Raw genomic sequence first — 20033 nt, 5'->3', positions numbered from 1 at the left:
TTTCATGATCCGGAGCTTCTTTTGTTCGTATGGACAAAAGTTTGCATCAGGCGTGCCGAAGCTATGGACATGCGGCCCGGAAGGCTCCTACTGTGTCGGACACAACACACATCGCCGCTGTCGATGTGACGGACTTCCGATGCGGAGGTGACTGCCGGTGCGGACGGTCGACCCCCTGCACGTACGGCTTCTGCGGCTGCTCCGGGACGAGGGCGCGGTGTCCCGCGCCGAACTCGGCGACCGCCTCCAGATGCCCCGCCCGCGCCTGCTCGCCGAGCTGGAACGGCTCGTCTCCCTCGGGTACGTGGCCGAGGCCGGGCTGGCCGCCTCCCGGGGCGGGCGGCGCTCCACCCTTGTCGAGCTGAGCCCGCACCTGCGGTTCGCCGCTGTCGACCTGGGCGCCAGCTCGATCGACGTGGAGGTGGTCAACGGCCGGCTGGAGCCGGTGGCCGCCTACACCGAGTCCGCCGACATCCGCTCCGGCCCGAAGGTGACGCTCCAGCGCGTCAACGAGCTGCTGCACAAGGCCAAGGTCGATGGCGCGTACGAGCGGCTCGACGCGGTCGGCATCGGCGTGCCAGGCCCGGTGAGCTTCCGCGACGGCGTACCGGTCTCCCCGCCGATCATGCCCGGGTGGGACCGGTTCCCGGTCCGCGAGTTGCTGACCCGGGAGCACGGCTGCCCGGCGGTGGTGGACAACGACGTCAACATCATGGCGATCGGGGAGCGGCACGGCGGCGTCGCCCACTCGGTCGACGACTTCCTGTTCATCAAGATCGGCACCGGGATCGGCTGCGGCATCTACCTGCACGGCGAGGTCTACCGGGGCACCGACGGCTGCGCCGGGGACATCGGCCACATCCAGGTCGACCCGAACGGTCCGATGTGCTCCTGCGGCAACGTCGGCTGCCTGGAGGCGGTGTTCAGCGGCGCCGCGCTGGCCCGCGAGGCGACTGTCGCGGCCCGCACCGAGGTCTCCCCGGCGCTGGCCGAGCGGTTCGCCGCCCGGGGTGTGGTCACAGCGCTCGACGTGGCGCAGGGGGCGATCGAGGGGGACGTCTCCTGCATCCAGCTCATCCGCGACGGCGGCCGGCGGGTCGGCAGCGTACTGGCCGGGCTGGTCAGCTTCACCAACCCGTCGATGATCGTGATCGGCGGCGGGCTGGCCCAGCTCGGCCACATCCTGCTCGCCGAGATCCGCAGCGTGGTCTACCGCCGCTCGCTGCCGCTGGCCACCGGCAACCTGCCGGTCGTCCTGTCCGAGCTGGGCCCGCGCGCCGGCGTCGCCGGCGCCGCTGTGCTGGCCAGCGACCTCGCGTTCGGAGAAGCAGCATGAGCGACACCGGCAAACCGCTGGTCGAGGCGCCCGCCGACGCCGTCGCGGGCGAGGTCGTGCTGCGCCTCGCCGACGTCGTCAAGACGTTCCCGGGGGTACGCGCGCTCGACGGCGTGCAACTGGAGGTGCGGGCCGGCGAGGTGCACTGCCTGCTGGGGCAGAACGGCGCCGGCAAGTCCACCCTGATCAAGGTGCTGGCCGGGGTGCACCGGCCGGACTCCGGCGAGGTGGTGTGGCGGGGCGAACCGGCGGCGTTCGCCAACCCGCAGGCCGCCATGCGCGCCGGCATCGCGACGATCTACCAGGAACTCGACCTGGTCGACGACCTGTCGGTGGCGGAGAACGCGTTCCTCGGCCACGAGCCGCGCCGGTTCGGCTTCGTCCGGCGGGGGCACATGGCCCGGCGTACCCGGCAGATCCTGGCCCGGCTCGGCCACCCGGAGATCCCGCCGGGACGGCTGGTGCGGCACCTGCCCGCCGCCGGCAAGCAGATCGTCAGCATGGCCCGGGCGCTGTCCCACGAGGCCCGGCTGATCATCATGGACGAGCCGAGCGCGGTGCTGGCCCACGACGAGGTGGCGAACCTGTTCCGGATCATCCGGGAACTCACCGCGCAGGGCATCGCGGTCATCTACATCTCGCACCGGCTGGAGGAGATCCGCGAGATCGGTGACCGGGTCACCGTACTCAAGGACGGCCGGACCACGGCGGCGAGCCTGCCGGCCCGCGAGACGCCGACCCGCGACTTGGTGGCCCGGATGACGGGCCGGACCATCGAGTACGTCTTCCCGCAGCGCCCGGCCGACAACGGGGGCGGCACGGAGCTGCTGCGGGTGGACGGGCTGACCCGGCCCGGCGAGTTCGCCGACGTCTCGCTCAGGGTCCGGGCGGGAGAAATCGTCGGCATCGCCGGGCTGGTCGGCTCGGGCCGGTCGGAGCTGCTGGAGACCATCTTCGGCGCGCGCCGGGCGCACGCCGGGACGGTCCGGGTGGACGGCCGGACGCTGCGTCCCGGCAGTGTGGGCGCGGCGGTGCGCGCCGGGATGGGCATGGCGCCGGAGGAGCGCAAGAGCCAGGCGCTGCTGCTCGGCGAACCGATCTACCGCAACGTCACGCTCGCCACGTTCAGCAGGTACGCCCGCCTCGGCTTCACCGACGTCGGACGGGAACGCGCCGAGGCGGACCGGATCGCCGCGTCGCTGGAGCTGCGGCCCCGCGACGTTCGGCGGCCGGTGCGCACGCTGTCCGGCGGCAACCAGCAGAAGGTGGTGGTCGGGCGGTGGCTGCTCGGGGGCACCCGGCTGCTGCTGCTCGACGAGCCGACCCGGGGCGTGGACGTGGGCGCCCGCGCCGAGCTGTACCAGGTGATCCGCGATCTGGCCGCCCGTGGCGTCGGGGTGCTGCTGGTCTCCAGCGAGGTGCCCGAGGTGCTGGGCCTGGCCGACCGGGTGCTGGTGATGCGGGAGGGCCGGGTGGTCCGCGAGGCGCCGGCCGGCGAACTGGACGAGAACACCGTGCTCGACCTCGTCATGGCGGGGTCCCTCATGGAAGGCGCACCGGCATGAGCGACGTTACCGACACCTCGCTGCCCGCGCAGTCGCCGCCGGTGGAGCGGACGGAGACCGCCAAGGTCGACGCGCCGGCGAAGCTCTCCTGGTGGCGCGGCGACGGCGGGGAGGGCGCGAAGCGCAACCTCGGCCTGCTCGCCGTGCTCGTGGTGCTCGTGGTCATCGGCATCCTGACCCGCCCCGACCTCTACGGTGACCCGAACTGGGTGTGGGGCAACACGCTCACCATCGGAAAGCTCGCCTCGGTGGTCGGCGTGGTCACCGTCGGCATGACCTTCGTGATCATCGGCGGGGGCATCGACCTGTCGGTGGGCGCGATCGTCGCGCTGGCCGGGGTCTGGTGCACCACGGTGGCCACGCAGAGCTACGGCGCGGGCGGCATGATCTTCACCGCGCTGACCGTCGGGCTCGCCGTCGGCGTGGTCAACGGGCTGCTCGTCTCGTACGGGCGGCTGGTGCCGTTCATCGCCACGCTGGCCATGCTCGTCGCCGCCCGAGGGCTGGCGGCGGAGATCTCCGACAAGCAGACCCAGGTGTCGGGCAACACGTTCATCAACGGCATCGCCAGCACGAACGTGCTCGGCATCCCGCTGCTGGTCTACATCCTGGTCGCGGTGGTGGCGGCCGGCTGGGTGCTGTTGAACCGGACCACGTTCGGCCGCCGTACGGTGGCGGTCGGCGGTAACCCGGAGGCGGCCCGGCTGGCCGGCATCAACGTCCGCCGGCACACAGTGCTCCTCTACGCGCTCTCCGGCCTGTGCTGCGGCATCGCCGCGGTCATGCTGACCGCGCAGGCCACCTCCGCCGAGGCGGCGATGGCCAACCTCTACGAGCTGGACGCGATCGCCGCCGCGATCATCGGCGGCACGCTGCTCAGCGGCGGGCGGGGCACGATCATCGGCTCCCTGCTCGGGGTGATCATCTTCTCCACGATCACCAACCTGTTCGCCATCAACAACCTCTCCGCCGAGGCCCAGAACATGGTCAAGGGCGGCATCATCGTCGCCGCCGTCCTGGTCCAGCAGGTGCAGTTCGGCAGTCTCACCCAGCTCCTCGCCCGCAACCGGGCCACCACCACCACCTGACCCCACCCGCGCACACCCCGGCTGCCGTCGTACCGACGGTGGTCCGGCCCGCCACACCCGAAACCACCCCACCACCTCATCCCAGGAGGCGTCATGAGAACACCGCGCCATGACCTGTCCCGCCGCCGGCTGCTCTTCGGCGGGGCCGCGGTCTCCGCCGGGGTGCTGCTCGCCGGCTGCACAAGCAACGAGCAGAGCCCGACCGAGGCACAGACCAAGGCGGCCGGTTCCGGCGCCAACACCGAGCCGGGCAAGAAGGTGACCATCGGCTTCTCCGCCCCGGCCGCCGACCACGGCTGGATCGCCGCCATCACCAACAACGCCAAGGCGCAGGCCGGGGCGTACCAGGACGTGGAGCTGAAGTCGGTCGAGGCCGGCGCGGACGCGGCGGCCCAGCGGGCGGCGCTGTCCACGCTGATCTCGCAGAAGCCCGACGTGATCGTGCTGCTGCCGCACGACGGCAAGGAACTCAACGCGTTCGGCCTGGAGGCGATGAAGGCCGGCATCCCGGTGGTGAACCTGGACCGGGCCTTCCCGGACGCGCGCGCCTACCGGTGCCAGATCAAGGGCGACAACTACGGCATGGGGGTGGCCGCCGCCACCTACATCGCCGAGCAGCTCAAGGCCAAGGGCGTGAGCAACCCGGTGATCGGTGAGATCCCCGGCATCGAGTCGCTGGAGCTGACCCAGGAACGGTCGAAGGGGTTCGCCGACACGCTCGCCTCGTACGGGTTCAAGGTCGCCAACCGGCGTCCGGCGGAGTTCACAGTCGACTCCGGCCAGCAGGCCGCCACCGGCCTGTTCCAGGCGCTGCCGAAGATCGACGCGGTCTGGAACCACGACGACGACCAGGGCATCGGCGTGCTCGCCGCGGTCAACCAGGCCAACCGCAAGGAATTCATCATGGTCGGCGGCGCCGGCTCCAAGAAGGCCATGGAGGACATCGCCGCCGACAACACGGTCCTCAAGGCCACAGTCACCTACAGCCCGTCGATGGCCTCCTCGGCGATCTCCCTGGCTCGCCTGATCGGCCAGGGCAAGGGCATGTCCGACCTGGTCGAACTCCAGGTACCGAAGGAGATCGTGCTCGCCTCCGAGACGATCACCAAGGAGAACGCGAGCGACTACCTGAAGCTCGGGTTCTGACACACGGGGGGAGACCCACCTTGTCCAGTCACGACAGCATCCTGCGGGTCGGCATGGTCGGCTACGCGTTCATGGGCGCCGCGCACTCCCAGGCGTGGCGCACCGTGAACCGGGTGTTCGACCTGCCGGCCCGGGTGCGGATGGCGCTCGTCTGCGGCCGGGACGAACCGAAGGTGGCCGAGGCCGCCGACCGGCTCGGCTGGGACGGCTACACCACCGACTGGCGGCGGCTCGTCGAGTCCGACGAGATCGACGTGGTCGACATCTGCACGCCGGGGGACAGCCACCGCGAGATAGCGCTCGCCGCGCTCGCCGCGGGCAAGCACGTGCTGTGCGAGAAGCCGCTCGCGAACAGCGTCGCCGAGGCCCGGGAGATGACCGAGGCCGCGGCCCGGGCCCGGGCGTCCGGGGTACGCGCGATGTGCGGCTTCAACTACCGGCGGGTGCCGGCGGTCGCCCTGATGCGGCAGCTGGTGGCCGACGGGCGGATCGGCGAGATCCGGCACGTCCGGGCGGTCTACCTCCAGGACTGGATCGTCGACCCGCAGTTCCCGCTGGTGTGGCGGTTGCAGAAGGACAGGGCGGGCTCCGGCGCGCTCGGCGACATCGGCGCGCACATCATCGACCTGACCCAGTTCGTCACCGGTCAGCTCATCACCGGGGTCAGCGCGCTGACCGAGACGTTCGTGCGCCAGCGACCGCTCGTCGCCGGGTCGAGCGGCCTGGCCGCGCAGGCCGACGGCAACGGCAGCGCGACAGGCCAGGTGACAGTGGACGACGCGGCGGTGTTCGTGGCCCGGCTCGACGGGGGAGCGCTGGCCACGTACGAGGCGACCCGGTTCGCCACCGGCCGTAAGAACGCGCTGCGGGTCGAGATCAACGGTTCGCGCGGCAGCGTCGTGTTCGACCTGGAACGCCTCAACGAGCTGGAGTTCCTGGACGCCACCCGGCCCGCCGCCGAGCAGGGCTTCAGCCGGATCCTGGTGACCGAGCCGGACCATCCGTACCTGGGCGCGTGGTGGCCGCCCGGCCACATCATCGGCTACGAGCACTCCTTCACCCACCAGGCGCGTGACTTCGTCGAGGCGGTCGCCACCGGCGCCGACCCGGCTCCGTCGTTCGCCGACGCGCTGCAGGTCCAGCTCGTGCTCGACGCGGTGACCCGCTCGGCCGAGCGGGCCGCCTGGACGGAGGTGGAACCCGCGCTGGCCGAAGCTTCCGCCTGACCTGAGGCGGCCCCACGGGGTCCGCCGACACTCACCGGCGCCGGCCGGCGAGGGCCCGCCGCGGTTGCGCCCCGCGGCGGGGACGAGGCCGGCTCCGGGGAGCGTGCCGCCGGTGTCCGCCGGCACGACCAGCACGGCCCTCCGGTGCGGCCGGACCGGGATTCCCCGGCCGCACCGGCGGACCGGCCTTACCTGGGGAGGTAGCGCGAATGCGTACGGGTGTGTGGCTGGTGGGCGCGCGCGGCTCGGTCGCCACCACCGCCATGGTCGGCGGGCTGGCCCTGCGGGCCGGGCTCACCGCGCCGACCGGATGCGTGACCGAGCTGCCCGCCCTGCGCGGGCCCGCCCTGCCGGGCTTCGCCGATCTCGTCTTCGGCGGCCACGACGTGGTCGCCACCCCGCTCACCAAACGCGCCGAGGCGCTCGCCGCCGCCGGGGTGCTGCCCGGCCGGCTGGCCGACGCCGTGGCGCCCGACCTGGCCGCCGTCGAGGCGGCGCTACGGCCCGCGCCGGTCGAGGGCGACCAGGGGGAGCGGATCGCCACTGTGGTCCGCGACCTGACCGAGTTTCGCACCCGGCACGGGCTGGACCGGGTGGTGGTGGTCAACGTCGCCGCCACCGAGCCGGCGCCCGCACCGCACCCGGCCCACAGCGACCTGGCCACGCTGCGCGAGGCGCTGACCAGTGCGGCCGACGTGCTGCCGCCCAGTTCCGCGTACGCGTACGCGGCGTTCACCGCCGGCTGCCCGTACGTGGACTTCACCCCGTCCACGGGAGCCCGGCTGCCGGCCCTGGCCGCGCTCGCCGCCGAACGCGGACTGCCGTACGCCGGGCACGACGGCAAGACCGGCGAGACGCTGCTCAAGTCGGTGCTCGCGCCGATGTTCGCGATGCGGCACCTCGCCGTGCGCTCCTGGTCCGGCACCAACCTGCTCGGCGGCGGCGACGGCGCCACGCTCGCCGACCCGGCCGCCAACGCCGCGAAGGTGGGCAGCAAGCAGCGGGTGCTCGCCGAGACGCTCGGCTACCTGCCGCAGGGCGGTACCCGGATCGAGTACGTCGAGGAGCTGGGCGACTTCAAGACCGCCTGGGATCTGGTCACGTTCGCCGGTTTCCTGGGCACCGGCATGCGCATGGAGTTCACCTGGCACGGCTGCGACTCGGCGCTCGCCGCGCCGCTCGTGCTGGACCTGGCCCGGCTCACCGCCGCCGCGCACGCCGCCGGCCGCCACGGCCCGCTGACCGAGCTGGCGTTCTTCTTCAAGGACCCGCTCGGCGCGACCGGCCACGCGCTCGGCGAGCAGTGGACGGTGCTGCGGGACTTCACCGCCGGCCTGCACGCCCGGATGTCGCAGTGACCCGCCTGGCCGACCTGGCCGAGCTGGTCCGGGCGCCCGCCGCGCTGTCGGTGCCCGGGGACGTGCTGTCCGGCGCCGCCGCGGCCGGTGCGCTCGACCGCCGGGCGCCCGCGCTGGCCGGCGCGTCGGTGCTGCTCTACTGGGCCGGGATGGCCGCCAACGACTGGGCGGACCGGCGGCTGGACGCTGTCGAACGGCCGGAGCGGCCGATCCCGTCCGGCCGGGTGCGCCCGTCGGTGGCACTCGGCGTCGCGTCCGGCCTGACCGCCGCCGGGCTCGCGGTAGCCACCGCCGCCGGGGGCCGCCGGGCGGCAGCGGTCGCGCTCCCGCTCGCCGCCACGATCTGGGGGTACGACCTGCGCGCCAAGAACACCGCCGCCGGCCCGGCGGTGATGGCCGCCTGCCGAGGGTTGGACGTGCTGCTCGGCGCGTCCGGCGGCCGGGTGGTCCGGGCGCTGCCGGCCGCGCTCACAGTGGCCGCGCACACCTGGACCGTGACCGCGCTGTCCCGCCGCGAGGTGACCGGCGCGGACCGGCGGCTACCCGGCCTCACGCTGGCCGGCACCGCGCTGATCGCGCTCGCCACCCCGGCCCGGCCCACGCCACCAGCCGCCACGGCCCGCAGCGGTTCCGGCCGGCTCGGTCACCTCGTGCCCGCGGTGCTCGCGGCGGGGTACGCCGCCCGGTACGGCCGGGCGCAGGTCCGGGTGCTCGCCGACCCGTCACCGGCCCGGGTACGCGCAGCCGTCGGGGCCGGGATCACCGGGCTGCCCGCCTTGCAGGGCGCGCTCACCGCCCGCGCCGGGGCCCGGCTGCTCGGCCTCGCCGTGGCCGGGGCCGCCCCGCTCGGCCGCCGCCTGGCCCGACTGATCTCGCCGACATGACAGCTGTGCCCGACCCGCTGTCCGGCCCGGGCGCGCTGCGTTTCGGGTACGGCACCAACGGCTTCGCCAACCACCGCCTCGGCGACGCGCTGGCGGTCCTCGCCGACCTCGGCTACCAGGGCGTCGCGCTCACCCTCGACCACGACCATCTGGACCCGTTCGCCCCCGGGCTGATCCGCCGGGTGGCCGCCGTACGCCGCCGGCTGGACGCGCTCGGGCTGGCGGTGGTGGTCGAGACCGGCGCCCGCTACCTGCTCGACCCCCGGCACAAGCACGCGCCGACGCTGCTGCACGACGACCCCGCCCGGCGGGTGGAGTTCCTGCGCCGGGCCGTGCGGATCGGCGCCGAGCTGGGCGCGGAGGCGGTCTCCTTCTGGGCCGGCGTACGCCCGCCCGGCGTACCGCCCGACGTCGCCGCCGACCGCCTGGTGGCCGGCTGCGCGACCGTCTGCGCCGAGGCCGCCGACGAGGGCGTGACGCTGGGCTTCGAGCCGGAGCCGGACATGTTCGTCGAGGACATCGCCGGGTGGTGGCGGCTGCGCGAGGCGCTCGGCGCGCCGCCCGGCTTCGGCATCACGCTCGACATCGGCCACTGCCGCTGCCTGGAGCCGCTGCCGGTGCCGCAGTGCGTGTCCGAGGTCGCCGAGCACCTGGTCAACGTGCAGATCGACGACATGCGCCGAGGCGTGCACGAGCACCTGGAGTTCGGCGCCGGTGAGATCGACTTCCCGCCGGTGCTGCGCGCCCTGGCCGACGCCGGCTACCGCGGGCTGGTGGCGGTGGAACTGCCCCGGCACTCGCACGCGGCCCCGGCCGTCGCCGCCCGCTCACTGGACTTCCTGCGCGCCGCCGCCTCGCGCGGCGAGGGGCGGTGACCCACCACCTTCCACCCGGCAGAGGGGAGACGGCATGACACCCGACCGACTGCGCGCCGCGCTTCGGGGCGTACCCGATCCGCAGTGGCTGGACGCGGCGTTGCGCCGCGTCGCTACCGAACCCACGGCGATCGAACGGTTCTTCGCCACCGCCCCCCGGCGGTGCGGTCGCGGGCCGCTGCCCGACCCGCCCGGCTGGACGGCCGACGAGGCGGCGCGGGCGCTGCTGCTGACAACGCTGCCGGGCGGTCACGCCGCCGCGGCGGAGACGCTCTACCGGCAGGGCGACGGCGCCGAGAAACGCGCCGTGCTGCGCGCGCTGCCGCTGCTGCCCATCGGGGCGGAGTGCGTGCCGCTGCTGCACGACGCGATCCGCACCAACGACACCCGGCTGGTCGCCGCCGCGCTCGGCCCGTACGCCCGGCACCTGGAGCAGCCGGCCTGGCGGCAGGCGGTGCTCAAGTGCGTGTTCACCGGCGTGCCGCTGGCGGTGGTCGACAGCCTGGCCGACCGCGCCGACGGCGAGCTGGCGCGGATGCTCGCCGCGTTCGCCGCCGAGCGGCACGCCGCCGGCCGGACCATGCCCGACGACGCGGCCGACCTGCTGCGCCGGCTGACCATCCCCACCACGGAGGCGTGACATGCGCATCTTCGACCCGCACATCCACATGACGTCCCGCACCACCGACGACTACGAGCGGATGGCCGCCGCCGGGCTCCGCGCGGTGGTCGAGCCGGCGTTCTGGCTGGGCCAGCCGCGTACGAGCGTGGACAGCTTCGTGGACTACTTCGACTCGCTGATCGGCTGGGAGCCGTTCCGGGCCGGGCAGTTCGGCGTCCGGCACCACGCCACAGTGGCGCTGAACCCGAAGGAGGCGAACGACCCGCGCTGCCGTCCGGTGCTCGACCTGCTGCCCCGCTACCTGGACAAGGACGGCGTGGTGGCGGTCGGCGAGATCGGCTACGACGCGATGACGCCGGCCGAGGACGCCGCGCTGGCCGGGCAGCTCGCGCTGGCCGTCGCGTACGACCTGCCCGCCCTGGTGCACACGCCGCACCGGGACAAGGCACGCGGCGTACGGCGCACGCTCGACGTGGTCGCCGAGTCGGACATCGCGCCGGAACGGGTGCTCGTCGACCACCTCAACGAGGTGACGGTGGAGCTGGTCCGGGACACCGGCTGCTGGCTGGGCTTCTCCATCTACCCGGAGACGAAGATGTCGCCGCCGCGCATGGTCGAGCTGCTGAAGCGGTACGGGACCGAGCGGATGCTGGTCAACTCGGCCGCCGACTGGGGGCGATCGGACCCGCTGCTGACCCGGGCCACCGGGGAGGCGATGCAGCTGGCCGGGTTCAGCGCCGACGACGTGGACCGGGTGCTGTGGCGCAACCCGGTTGAGTTCTACGGCCAGTCCGGCCGGCTCGACCTGACCGCCCTGGAGGCGAACGACCCCACATTCGCCGGCAACTCGATAGCGCGCGGAGGCGAATGATGCGGCTGCGCCACGCCGACGGCACGACAGTTCATCTCGGCTACTGCACGAACGTCCACCCGGCCGAGGACCTGCCCGGCATCGTCGCCCAGCTCGACACGTACGCGGTCGCGGTGCGCCGGGCGCTCGACGCCGACCTGCTCGGGCTCGGGCTCTGGCTGGCCGCGCCGGTGGCCGCCGCGCTCGCCGCCGACCCGGCGGCCCGCCGCCGGCTGCGCCACGAGCTGACCGTACGAGGTCTGGAGGTGGTCACGCTCAACGGTTTCCCGTACGCCGCGTTCCAGGCCCCGGTGGTCAAGGGCGCGGTGTACCACCCGGACTGGACCACGCCGCAGCGCTCGGCGTACACGCTTGACCTGGCCCGGGTGCTGGCCGACCTGCTGCCCGACGACGCCGTCCACGGGTCGGTCTCGACACTGCCGCTGGCCTGGCGTACGCCGTGGGACGCCGCGCGTACCGCGACCGCCCGGCGGCGGCTCGACGCGCTGGCCGACGGGCTGGCCGCGGTGCAGCGGGAGACCGGCCGGGTGATCCGGGTCGGCTTCGAGCCGGAACCCGGCTGCCTGGTGGAGTCGACGGGACAAGCACGCGAGGTATTCTCAACCATGGATACCGACCGGCTCGGGATCTGCCTGGACCTCGCACACCTGGCGTGCGCCTGGGAGCAGCCGGCGGATGCCCTGGCCGGGCTGCGTGCCGCCGGGCTGCCGGTGGTGAAGGTCCAGGTGTCCGCCGCGGTCGAGGCGCCCGACCCGGTGACGGCGGGCGCGGCGCTGCGCCGCTTCGTCGAGCCGAGGTTCCTGCACCAGACCCGCGCGGCCGGTTGCGCGGGCGCCGCCGACCCGGCCGATCCGGCGTACGCGGCCGACGACCTCGACGCCGCGCTCGACGCGCGGCTGCCCGGGGCGTGGCGGGTGCACTACCACGTGCCGCTGCACGCCCCGCCCGAGCCGCCGTTGCGCTCCACGGTGCCGGTGCTGCGGGAGGCGCTGGCCGCGTTGTTCGCCGGTCCGGCCGCCGGCTGCGACCACCTCGACGTCGAGACGTACACCTGGGGGGTGCTGCCGGAGGCGCGGCGGCCGCGCGGCGACGCGGAGCTGGCCGCCGGCATCGCCGCCGAGGTGGCCTTCGCCCGCGACGAGCTGACCGCGCTCGGGCTGGCGCCGACGGCGGGGGTCGCCGTGAGCGCGAGGAGTGAGCCGGTCCTGCGAGCCCCGCATTCGCGAACGAAGGCCGGCACCGCATGAGCCGGCGGCTGGTGGTGCTCGACGTGGTCGGGCTGACCCCGCGGCTGCTGGCGCACATGCCCCGGCTGCGCGCGGTGGCCGAGGCCGGGTTCGCCGCCGAGCTGGGCACCGTGCTGCCGGCGGTGACGTGCTCGGCGCAGTCCACGTTCCTCACCGGCGAGCTGCCCGCCGGGCACGGCGTGGTGGGCAACGGCTGGTACTTCCGCGACCTGGGCGAGGTGCTGCTCTGGCGGCAGCACAACGCGCTGGTCGGCGGCGAGAAGGTGTGGCAGGCGGCCCGCCGGGCCGAGCCGGGCTACCGGGTCGCCAACGTCTGCTGGTGGTACGCGATGGGCGCGGACGTGGACTGGACCGTCACGCCGCGCCCGGTCTACCACGCCGACGGGCGCAAGGAGCCGGACTGCTGGACCGACCCGCCGCGGCTGCGGGACACGCTGACCGAGGCGCTCGGCACGTTCCCGCTGTTCAGCTACTGGGGGCCTGGTGCCGGGCTGCCGTCCTCGGCGTGGATCAGCCGGGCGGCGCAGCGCATCCTCGCCGACCACGCCCCCGACCTGCCGCTGGTGTACCTGCCGCATCTGGACTACGACCTGCAACGCTTCGGTCCGTCCGGGCCGGAGGCCGCCGCCGCGGCGGCCGAGTTGGACACGGTGCTCGGCCCGCTGCTGGATGCCGCCCGTGATCGGGACGCTACTGTTGTGGCGTTGTCCGAGTACGGCATCACTGACGTGTCCCGCCCGGTGGACGTGAACCGGTTGCTGCGCGCCGAAGGGTTGCTGCGGGTCTACACCCAGGCCGGCATGGAACACCTCGACCCGTGGACGTCACGGGCGTTCGCGGTGGCCGACCACCAGGTGGCGCACGTCTACGTCCGGGATCCGGCGGACGTGCCGGCGGTGGCGAAGCTCTGCGCGGCGCTGCCCGGCGTGGCCGAGGTGCTTGATGCCGCCGGGCAGGCCGGGTACGGCCTCGACCATCCCCGCTCGGGCGAGCTGGTGCTGGTGGCCGAGCCGGACGCCTGGTTCACCTACTACTACTGGCTCGACGACGCGCGGGCGCCCGACTTCGCCCGGCTGGTGGAGATCCATCGCAAGCCGGGTTACGACCCGGCCGAGCTGTTCTTCGACCCGGCCGCTCCGGGCGCGGCGAAACGCCGCGCGGCGGTGGCGCTGGCCCGCAAGAAGCTCGGCCTGCGCTATCTGATGAACGTGGTCGGGCTGGACGCCGGGGCGCGGGCGGTGCGTGGTTCGCACGGGCGCCTGCCGGCCGATCCGGCGGACGGCCCGGTGCTGCTCTGCTCCGACCGGGCCGCGATCCGGCCCCGGGTGGAGGCGACCGATGTGAAGGCGTTGTTGCTCGAACTCGCCGGATTGGCCTGGGAGGCACCATGACCGTAACCGTCGCACCGACCGACCCGGCCCTGCTTCGGGGCCGCTTCGACGCCGAGCTCGCCGCGTTCCTGGACGCGAGACGGCCGGGTCGGCCGGACGACGGTACGGGGGCCGTCCACACCGCTCTGCGCCGGTTCGTGCTGGCCGGTGGCAAGCGGATGCGACCGCTGTTCTGCTACTGGGGCTGGCGGGGTTTCGGCGGCCCGGACGAGCGGCCGATCGTGGTGGCCGCGGCGTCGCTGGAGTTGTTCCACGCGTTCGCGCTGATCCACGACGACATCGTGGACCGCAGTGACCGTCGCCGGGGCGCGCCGACGCTGCACCGCTTCTTCGCCGGCCTGCACGAGCGGTCCGGCTGGCGCGGTGATCCGGCGGCGTACGGCCGGCAGGCGGCGGTGCTCTGCGGGGACCTCTGCGCCACCTGGTCGGCGCAGATGTTCCACGGCTGCGGGTTGCCGCCGGAGCGGCTGCGCCGGGGGCACGTCCTGCTGGCGCGGATGCGCTCCGAGGTGATCGCGGGGGAGTACCTGGACGTGGTCGCGGCGGCCGGGGACGGCTCGGTGGCCAGCGCGCTCGCCGTGGTGCGGCTGAAGACGGCCCGTTACACGGTGACCCGTCCGGTGCAGATCGGCGCCGCGCTGGCCGGCGCGACGCCGGAGGAGGTGGCGGCGCTCGCCGGGTTCGGCGACCCGCTCGGGGACGCGTTCCAGCTCCGCGACGACGTCCTCGGCGTCTTCGGCGATCCGGCGGTGACCGGCAAGTCCAACCTGGACGACCTGCGCGAGGGCAAGCCGACGGTGCTGCTGGCGCTGGCCCGGGCGTCCGCCTCCCCGGCCGGCGTGGCCCGGCTGCGGGAGCTGGTCGGCGATCCGGCGCTGGATCAGGCGGGCGCGGCCGAGGTGCGGGGCATCGTCGAGGAGTCCGGCGCCCGGGAGGCGGTGGAGCGGATGATCCGGACCCGGGCCGAGGCGGCAGTGGTCGCGCTGGACGCGGCGGGGCTCGCGGAGCCGGCCCGCCGGGTGCTCGCCGCGCTCGTGGAACGGGCCGTCGACCGCCGCGAGTGACACCTACTTTTGTCGCGTAGCGGCGAAAGTGTAAGCCGATCGATCAGAAGCTATGGACAGACTGATCGAAAGGTTTTAATGTCGTGCACAGCACCTAGCTGTCTCGTCGAGGCGACCCGCCCCGCCCCGCACCGCCCGCCTCGGCGAGGCGCAGCATCCCCCGCTCGGCATCCGGCGCGACGCGCGCCCGGTCCTGGCTGCGCGCGTCAGGAAGGGACAGCACAGCATGTCCAGCCACCACCACCCCCGTGCCCGACGACCGCTCGCCGCCGCAGCAGCGCTGCTGCTCGCGGCCACCGCCGGCACCGTCACAGCGGCCGCGGCGCCCGTCCCGGCGTCCGCCCACCCCATCACGGCGAGCGACTTCCAGCAGGTCGAACTCGCCCGCGGCGTCGCCGAGACCGGCGAACCTATGTCCCTGGCGGTGCTGCCCGACCGGTCGGTCCTGCACACCGCCCGCAACGGCACGCTGCGCCGCACCGACGCGGCCGGCGCCACCACGGTCATCGGCACGCTGCCGGTCTACACCCACGACGAGGAGGGGCTGCAGGGCGTCGGCGTCGACCCCGGCTTCGCCTCCAACCGGCACATCTACCTCTACTACGCGCCGCCGCTGTCCACCCCGGCCGGGGACGCGCCCGCCACCGGCACCGACTTCTCCGCCTGGCAGGGCGTCAACCGGCTCTCCCGGTTCACGCTCAACGCCGACTTCACGCTCAACCAGGCCAGCAAGGTCGACGTGCTCGACGTACCGGCCGACCGGGGGCTGTGCTGCCACGTCGGCGGCGACATCGACTTCGACGCCGCCGGCAACCTCTACCTGTCCACCGGCGACGACACCAACCCGTTCGACTCGGCCGGCTACGCGCCGATCGACGAGCGCACCAACCGCAACCCCGGGTACGACGCGCAGCGCAGCGCCGGCAACACCAACGACCTGCGCGGCAAGATCCTGCGGATCAAGGTGAACGCCAACGGCACGTACTCGATCCCGGCCGGGAACCTCTTCGCGCCCGGCACCGCGCGGACCCGCCCGGAGATCTACGCGATGGGCTTCCGCAACCCGTTCCGGATCAGCGTCGACAAGGCCACCGGCGTGGTCTACGTGGGCGACTACGGGCCGGACGCCGGCACCACCACGGCCCGCGGCCCGTCCGGGCAGGTCGAGTTCAACCGGGTCACCGGCCCCGGTAACTACGGCTGGCCGTACTGCACCGGCACCAACACGGCCGCCGAGACGTACGCCGAATGGGACTTCGCCACCGGCACCGCCGGGCCGAAGTACAACTGCACCGGCGGCCCGACGAACAACTCGTTCCGCAACACCGGCCTGGCCACGTTGCCGGCGGCGAAGCCGTCCTGGATCCGCTACGCCGGTGACGCGGGCAGCCCGCCCGAGTTCGGCGGCGGCTCCGAGTCGCCGATGGGCGGCCCGGTCTACCGGTACGACGCGGCGAACCCGTCCACCACGAAGTTCCCGCAGTCCTTCGACGGGCAGTTCTTCGCCACCGAGTTCGGCCGGGGCTGGATCAAGCCGATCCACGTCAACGCCGACGGCTCACCCGGCACCATCGACACGTTCCCGTGGGCCGGCAAACAGGTGATGGACTCCGCGTTCGGCCCGGACGGCGCGTACTACGTGCTCGACTACGGCACCGGCTACTTCAACGGCGACGCCAACTCGGCGCTGTACCGCTTCGACTACCTGGGCGGCGCCAACCGTGCCCCGGTGGCCCGTGCCGCCGCCGACCGGACATCCGGCGCCGCGCCGCTCGCAGTCGCGTTCTCCTCGGCCGGCTCGTCCGACCCGGAGGGCGGCGCGCTCACGTACGCCTGGACGTTCGGCGACGGCGGCACCTCCACCGCGGCGAACCCCTCGCACACCTACACCGCGAACGGCAGGTACACCGCCACGCTCACCGTGCGCGACCCGCAGGGCGCCACCGGCACCGCGAGCGTGACAGTCACAGTCGGCAACACCGCCCCGACTGTGGTCATCGAGACGCCCGGCAACGGCAAGCTGTTCTCCTTCGGCGACACGGTGCCGTTCCGGATCACCGTCACCGACCCGGAGGACGCCACCATCGACTGCACGAAGGTCAAGATGACCTACGTGCTCGGCCACGACCAGCACGGCCACCAGATCACCTCGGCGACCGGCTGCACCGGCTCGATCGCCGTGCCGGTCGACGGTGAGCACGACGACGCGGCGAACATCTTCGCGGTCTTCGACGCCGAGTACACCGACTCCGGCGGCCTCACCACGCACACCCAGCACACGCTCCAGCCCCGGCACCGGCAGGCCGAGCACTTCGCCACCTCCGCCGGGGTCAACACGTTCGACAAGGGCACCGCCGAGGGCGGCAGGACCGTCGGCGACATCCACAACGGGGACTGGATCGCGTTCCGGCCGTACCTGCTCGCCGACGCCACCGGATTCACCGCCCGGGTCTCGTCCGCCGGAGCCGGCGGCACGCTCCAGGTGCGGGCCGGCTCGGCCACCGGCGCCGTCCTCGGCTCCGCCACCGTCCCGGTCACCGGCGCCTGGGACACGTTCACCACAGTGACCGGCACGATCACCAGCCCGCCGGCCGGCACCACCACGCTCTACCTCACGTTCGCCGGGGGCAGCGGGGCGCTCTACGACCTGGACGCGTTCACGCTCACCACGCCGGCCGTGCGCACCGGCCCGGTGAAGGGCCTGGCCGGCAAGTGCCTGGACGTGCGCAACGCCGCCACCGCCGACGGCACGCAGATCCAGCTCTACACCTGCAACGGCACGACGGCGCAGTCGTGGACGGTGACGCCGAACGCCACGGTGAAGGCGCTCGGCAAGTGCCTGGACGTCTCCGGTGGCGCCAGCGCGGACGGCACCAAGATCCAGCTGTACACGTGCAACGGCACCGGCGCCCAGAACTGGTCGGCGCAGGCGGACGGAACGCTGCGCAACCCGTCGTCGGCCAAGTGCCTGGACGTGTCCGGCAACAACTCGGCCGACGGCACGGCGGTGCACCTGTGGACGTGCACCGGCGCGGCGAACCAGCGCTGGACCCTGCCCTGAGGATGAAGGAGAACCAGATGAAACTCCTGCGTACCGCACTGGGGGCGGTGACCGCCGTCCTCACCGCCATCGCCTGCACCGTCCCCGCGGGCCCGGCCGCCGCCGCCGACGCCCCCTACGACGTACTCGTCTTCTCCAAGACCGCCGGATTCCGCCACGACTCCATCGCGGCGGGCACGCAGGCCGTGCGCGAGCTGGGCACGGCGAACAACTTCACGGTCACCGCGACCGAGGACGCCGCCCAGTTCACCACCGCCAACCTGGCCCGCTTCGAGGCGGTGATCTTCCTCAACACCACCGGGGACGTCCTCAACGCCACCCAGCAGTCGGCGTTCGAGGCGTACATCGGCGCCGGCGGCGGGTACGTCGGCGTGCACTCCGCCGCCGACACCGAGTACGACTGGCCGTTCTACGGCAACCTCGTCGGCGCCTGGTTCGCCTCCCACCCGGCCATCCAGCCGGCCACCGTCAAGGTGGAGGACCGGGCACACGCGGCCACCGCGCACCTGCCGCAGCAGTGGAACCGCACCGACGAGTGGTACGACTACCGCTCCAACGCCCGCTCCACCGCGCACGTGCTGGCCAGCCTCGACGAGTCCTCGTACTCCGGAGGCTCGATGGGCGGCGACCACCCGCACGCCTGGTGCAAGACGTACAGCGGTGGCCGGTCCTTCTACACCGGCGGCGGCCACACCCAGGCGTCCTACGCCGACGCGGCGTTCCGCAACCACCTGCTCGGCGGCATCCGCTACGCGGCCGGGCGCACGAAGGCCGACTGCCGGCCGGAGACCGGCTACACCGCGCTCTACAACGGCGGCACCACCGGCTGGTCCCAGGCCGGGCCAGGCAGCTTCACCAACGCCGACGCCACGCTCACCTCGGTGGGCGGCATGGGCCTGTACTGGTACAGCGCGAAGCAGTTCACCAACTACTCGCTGAAGCTGGACTGGCGGCTGGCCGGCGACGACAACTCGGGCGTGTTCGTCGGCTTCCCGCCGTCGAGCGACCCGAACTCGGCTGTGGACAACGGCTACGAGGTGCAGATCGACCCCACCGACGCGGCCGACCGGACCACCGGCGCGATCTACGGCTTCAAGTCGGCGGACCTGGCGGCCCGGGACGCGGCGCTGAACCCGGCGGGGGAGTGGAACACCTACGAGATCCTGGTCGAGTCCGAGCGGCTGCAGGTCTTCCTCAACGGCGTACGCATAAACGACTTCACCAACACCGACCCGGTGCGGTCGCTCGCCGGGCACGTCGGCATCCAGAACCACGGCACCGGCGACGACGTGTCGTTCCGCAACATCCGGATCAAGGAGCTGGGCGGGACGCCGCCGCCGACCGGCAACACCACGGTCCAGGCCGAGTCGTTCGGTTCGGCCAGCGGCGTCAGCGCGTACCCCAAGGCGGGCGCCAACGGCGGCCAGACCCTGGGGTACGTGGACCCAGGCGACTGGGCCGCGTACCCGGGGCTCGACCTCACCGGTGTGACGTCGCTGCGCGCCCGGGTGGTCTCCGGCGGCCCGGGCGGCACGCTCCAGGTGCGTACCGGCTCGCCGACCGGGCCGGTGCTCGGCCAGGTGGCGGTGCCGAACACCGGTAGCTGGACCACGTTCGCCGACGTGTCGACCGCGCTCACAGGCGTGCCGTCCGGTACGCAGACCGTGCACCTGACGTTCACCGGCAGCGGCTCCGGGCTGTTCGACGTGGACGACTTCACGCTGGTCCGCTCGACCGGCAGCGGCGGCACCGGCCCGATCAAGGGGCTGGCCGGCAAGTGCCTGGACGTGCGGAACGCCTCGTCGGCGGACGGCACCCAGATCCAGCTCTACACCTGCAACGGCTCGTCGGCGCAGACGTGGACGGTGACGTCGAACGGGCCGGTGAAGGCGCTGGGCAAGTGCCTGGACGTCTCCGGCGGCGGCAACGCGAACGGCACGAAGATCCAGTTGTGGTCGTGCAACGGCACGGGTGCGCAGAACTGGTCGGCGCAGGCGGACGGGACGCTGCGTAATCCGTCGTCGGGCAAGTGCCTGGACGTGTCGGGCAACAACTCGGCCGACGGCACGGCGGTGCACCTGTGGACGTGCACGGGCGCGGCGAACCAGCGCTGGACCCTGCCCTGAGGAAGGCCGTAGAGTGGAGGCGGCGACCGCGAGGTGGCCGGTGACCCGGCGGGAGGCGCAACCCGCCCGGGAGGCAGACGCTCCGGCGTCCACCGGTGCCCTCAGGCCGCCGCCTCCGGTCGTCCTCGCCCCGGTCCGCGACGGAATCCCCCATCACCACAGGGGAGAAGGAC

Annotated in this window: 15 protein-coding genes; all 15 read left to right on the top strand. The window is 73.4% G+C overall.

Annotated elements, in window-relative coordinates; translation table 11 throughout:
• The first annotated feature begins 157 nt into the window (after positions 1-157).
• A complete protein-coding gene (locus MicB006_RS18920; protein ID WP_073831216.1) occupies positions 158-1336 on the top strand; it encodes an ROK family protein in 1179 nt (392 codons plus the stop codon).
• Entirely contained in the window at positions 1333-2901 is a 1569-nt protein-coding gene (locus tag MicB006_RS18915; RefSeq protein WP_116507881.1) for a sugar ABC transporter ATP-binding protein, read from the top strand. Before MicB006_RS18920 ends, MicB006_RS18915 begins: the two co-directional genes overlap by 4 nt.
• Positions 2898-3989: an ABC transporter permease gene (locus tag MicB006_RS18910; protein ID WP_116507879.1), complete on the top strand. Its 1092-nt coding sequence runs from the start codon at positions 2898-2900 to the stop codon at positions 3987-3989. Before MicB006_RS18915 ends, MicB006_RS18910 begins: the two co-directional genes overlap by 4 nt.
• Positions 3990-4082: 93 nt before the next feature.
• The gene (locus MicB006_RS18905) at positions 4083-5135 is read left to right on the top strand and encodes a substrate-binding domain-containing protein (RefSeq protein WP_073831219.1); all 1053 of its coding nucleotides are present in this window, start codon (positions 4083-4085) and stop codon (positions 5133-5135) included.
• Positions 5136-5188: 53 nt separating this feature from the next.
• On the top strand, positions 5189-6361 hold the full coding sequence (locus tag MicB006_RS18900) for a Gfo/Idh/MocA family protein (protein ID WP_370013497.1): 1173 nt from the start codon (positions 5189-5191) through the stop codon (positions 6359-6361).
• A 209-nt stretch (positions 6362-6570) separates the two neighbouring features.
• Entirely contained in the window at positions 6571-7719 is a 1149-nt protein-coding gene (locus MicB006_RS18895; protein WP_116507876.1) for an inositol-3-phosphate synthase, read from the top strand.
• Positions 7716-8603 (top strand): SCO3242 family prenyltransferase, encoded by an 888-nt coding sequence (locus MicB006_RS18890; protein WP_116507874.1) that lies wholly within the window; start codon positions 7716-7718, stop codon positions 8601-8603. Before MicB006_RS18895 ends, MicB006_RS18890 begins: the two co-directional genes overlap by 4 nt.
• Positions 8600-9478, top strand: a complete 879-nt coding sequence (locus tag MicB006_RS18885; RefSeq protein ID WP_116507872.1) for a sugar phosphate isomerase/epimerase — start codon at positions 8600-8602, stop codon at positions 9476-9478. Before MicB006_RS18890 ends, MicB006_RS18885 begins: the two co-directional genes overlap by 4 nt.
• 34 nt (positions 9479-9512) lie before the next feature.
• Positions 9513-10118, top strand: a complete 606-nt coding sequence (locus tag MicB006_RS18880) for an EboA domain-containing protein (protein ID WP_116507870.1) — start codon at positions 9513-9515, stop codon at positions 10116-10118.
• A gap of 1 nt (position 10119) precedes the next feature.
• Positions 10120-10971: a TatD family hydrolase gene (locus tag MicB006_RS18875; protein ID WP_116507868.1), complete on the top strand. Its 852-nt coding sequence runs from the start codon at positions 10120-10122 to the stop codon at positions 10969-10971.
• On the top strand, positions 10971-12218 hold the full coding sequence (eboE, locus tag MicB006_RS18870; RefSeq protein WP_225980416.1) for a metabolite traffic protein EboE: 1248 nt from the start codon (positions 10971-10973) through the stop codon (positions 12216-12218). The genes MicB006_RS18875 and eboE overlap by 1 nt, the downstream gene beginning before the upstream one ends.
• Positions 12215-13609, top strand: coding sequence for an alkaline phosphatase family protein (locus MicB006_RS18865; protein ID WP_116507866.1), 1395 nt, complete (start codon positions 12215-12217; stop codon positions 13607-13609). Before eboE ends, MicB006_RS18865 begins: the two co-directional genes overlap by 4 nt.
• Positions 13606-14673, top strand: coding sequence for a polyprenyl synthetase family protein (locus tag MicB006_RS18860; protein ID WP_116507864.1), 1068 nt, complete (start codon positions 13606-13608; stop codon positions 14671-14673). Before MicB006_RS18865 ends, MicB006_RS18860 begins: the two co-directional genes overlap by 4 nt.
• 226 nt (positions 14674-14899) lie before the next feature.
• Entirely contained in the window at positions 14900-17734 is a 2835-nt protein-coding gene (locus tag MicB006_RS18855) for an RICIN domain-containing protein (RefSeq protein ID WP_116507862.1), read from the top strand.
• Between the two features lie 17 nt (positions 17735-17751).
• Entirely contained in the window at positions 17752-19860 is a 2109-nt protein-coding gene (locus MicB006_RS18850) for a ThuA domain-containing protein (RefSeq protein WP_116511603.1), read from the top strand.
• Positions 19861-20033 lie beyond the last annotated feature (173 nt).

Source organism: Micromonospora sp. B006, assembly GCF_003408515.1.
In the GTDB taxonomy this organism is placed as follows: Bacteria; Actinomycetota; Actinomycetes; order Mycobacteriales; family Micromonosporaceae; genus Micromonospora; species Micromonospora echinospora_A.
Note: the sequence above shows the minus strand (reverse complement) of the source record. Positions and strands in the feature narration are given on the sequence as shown.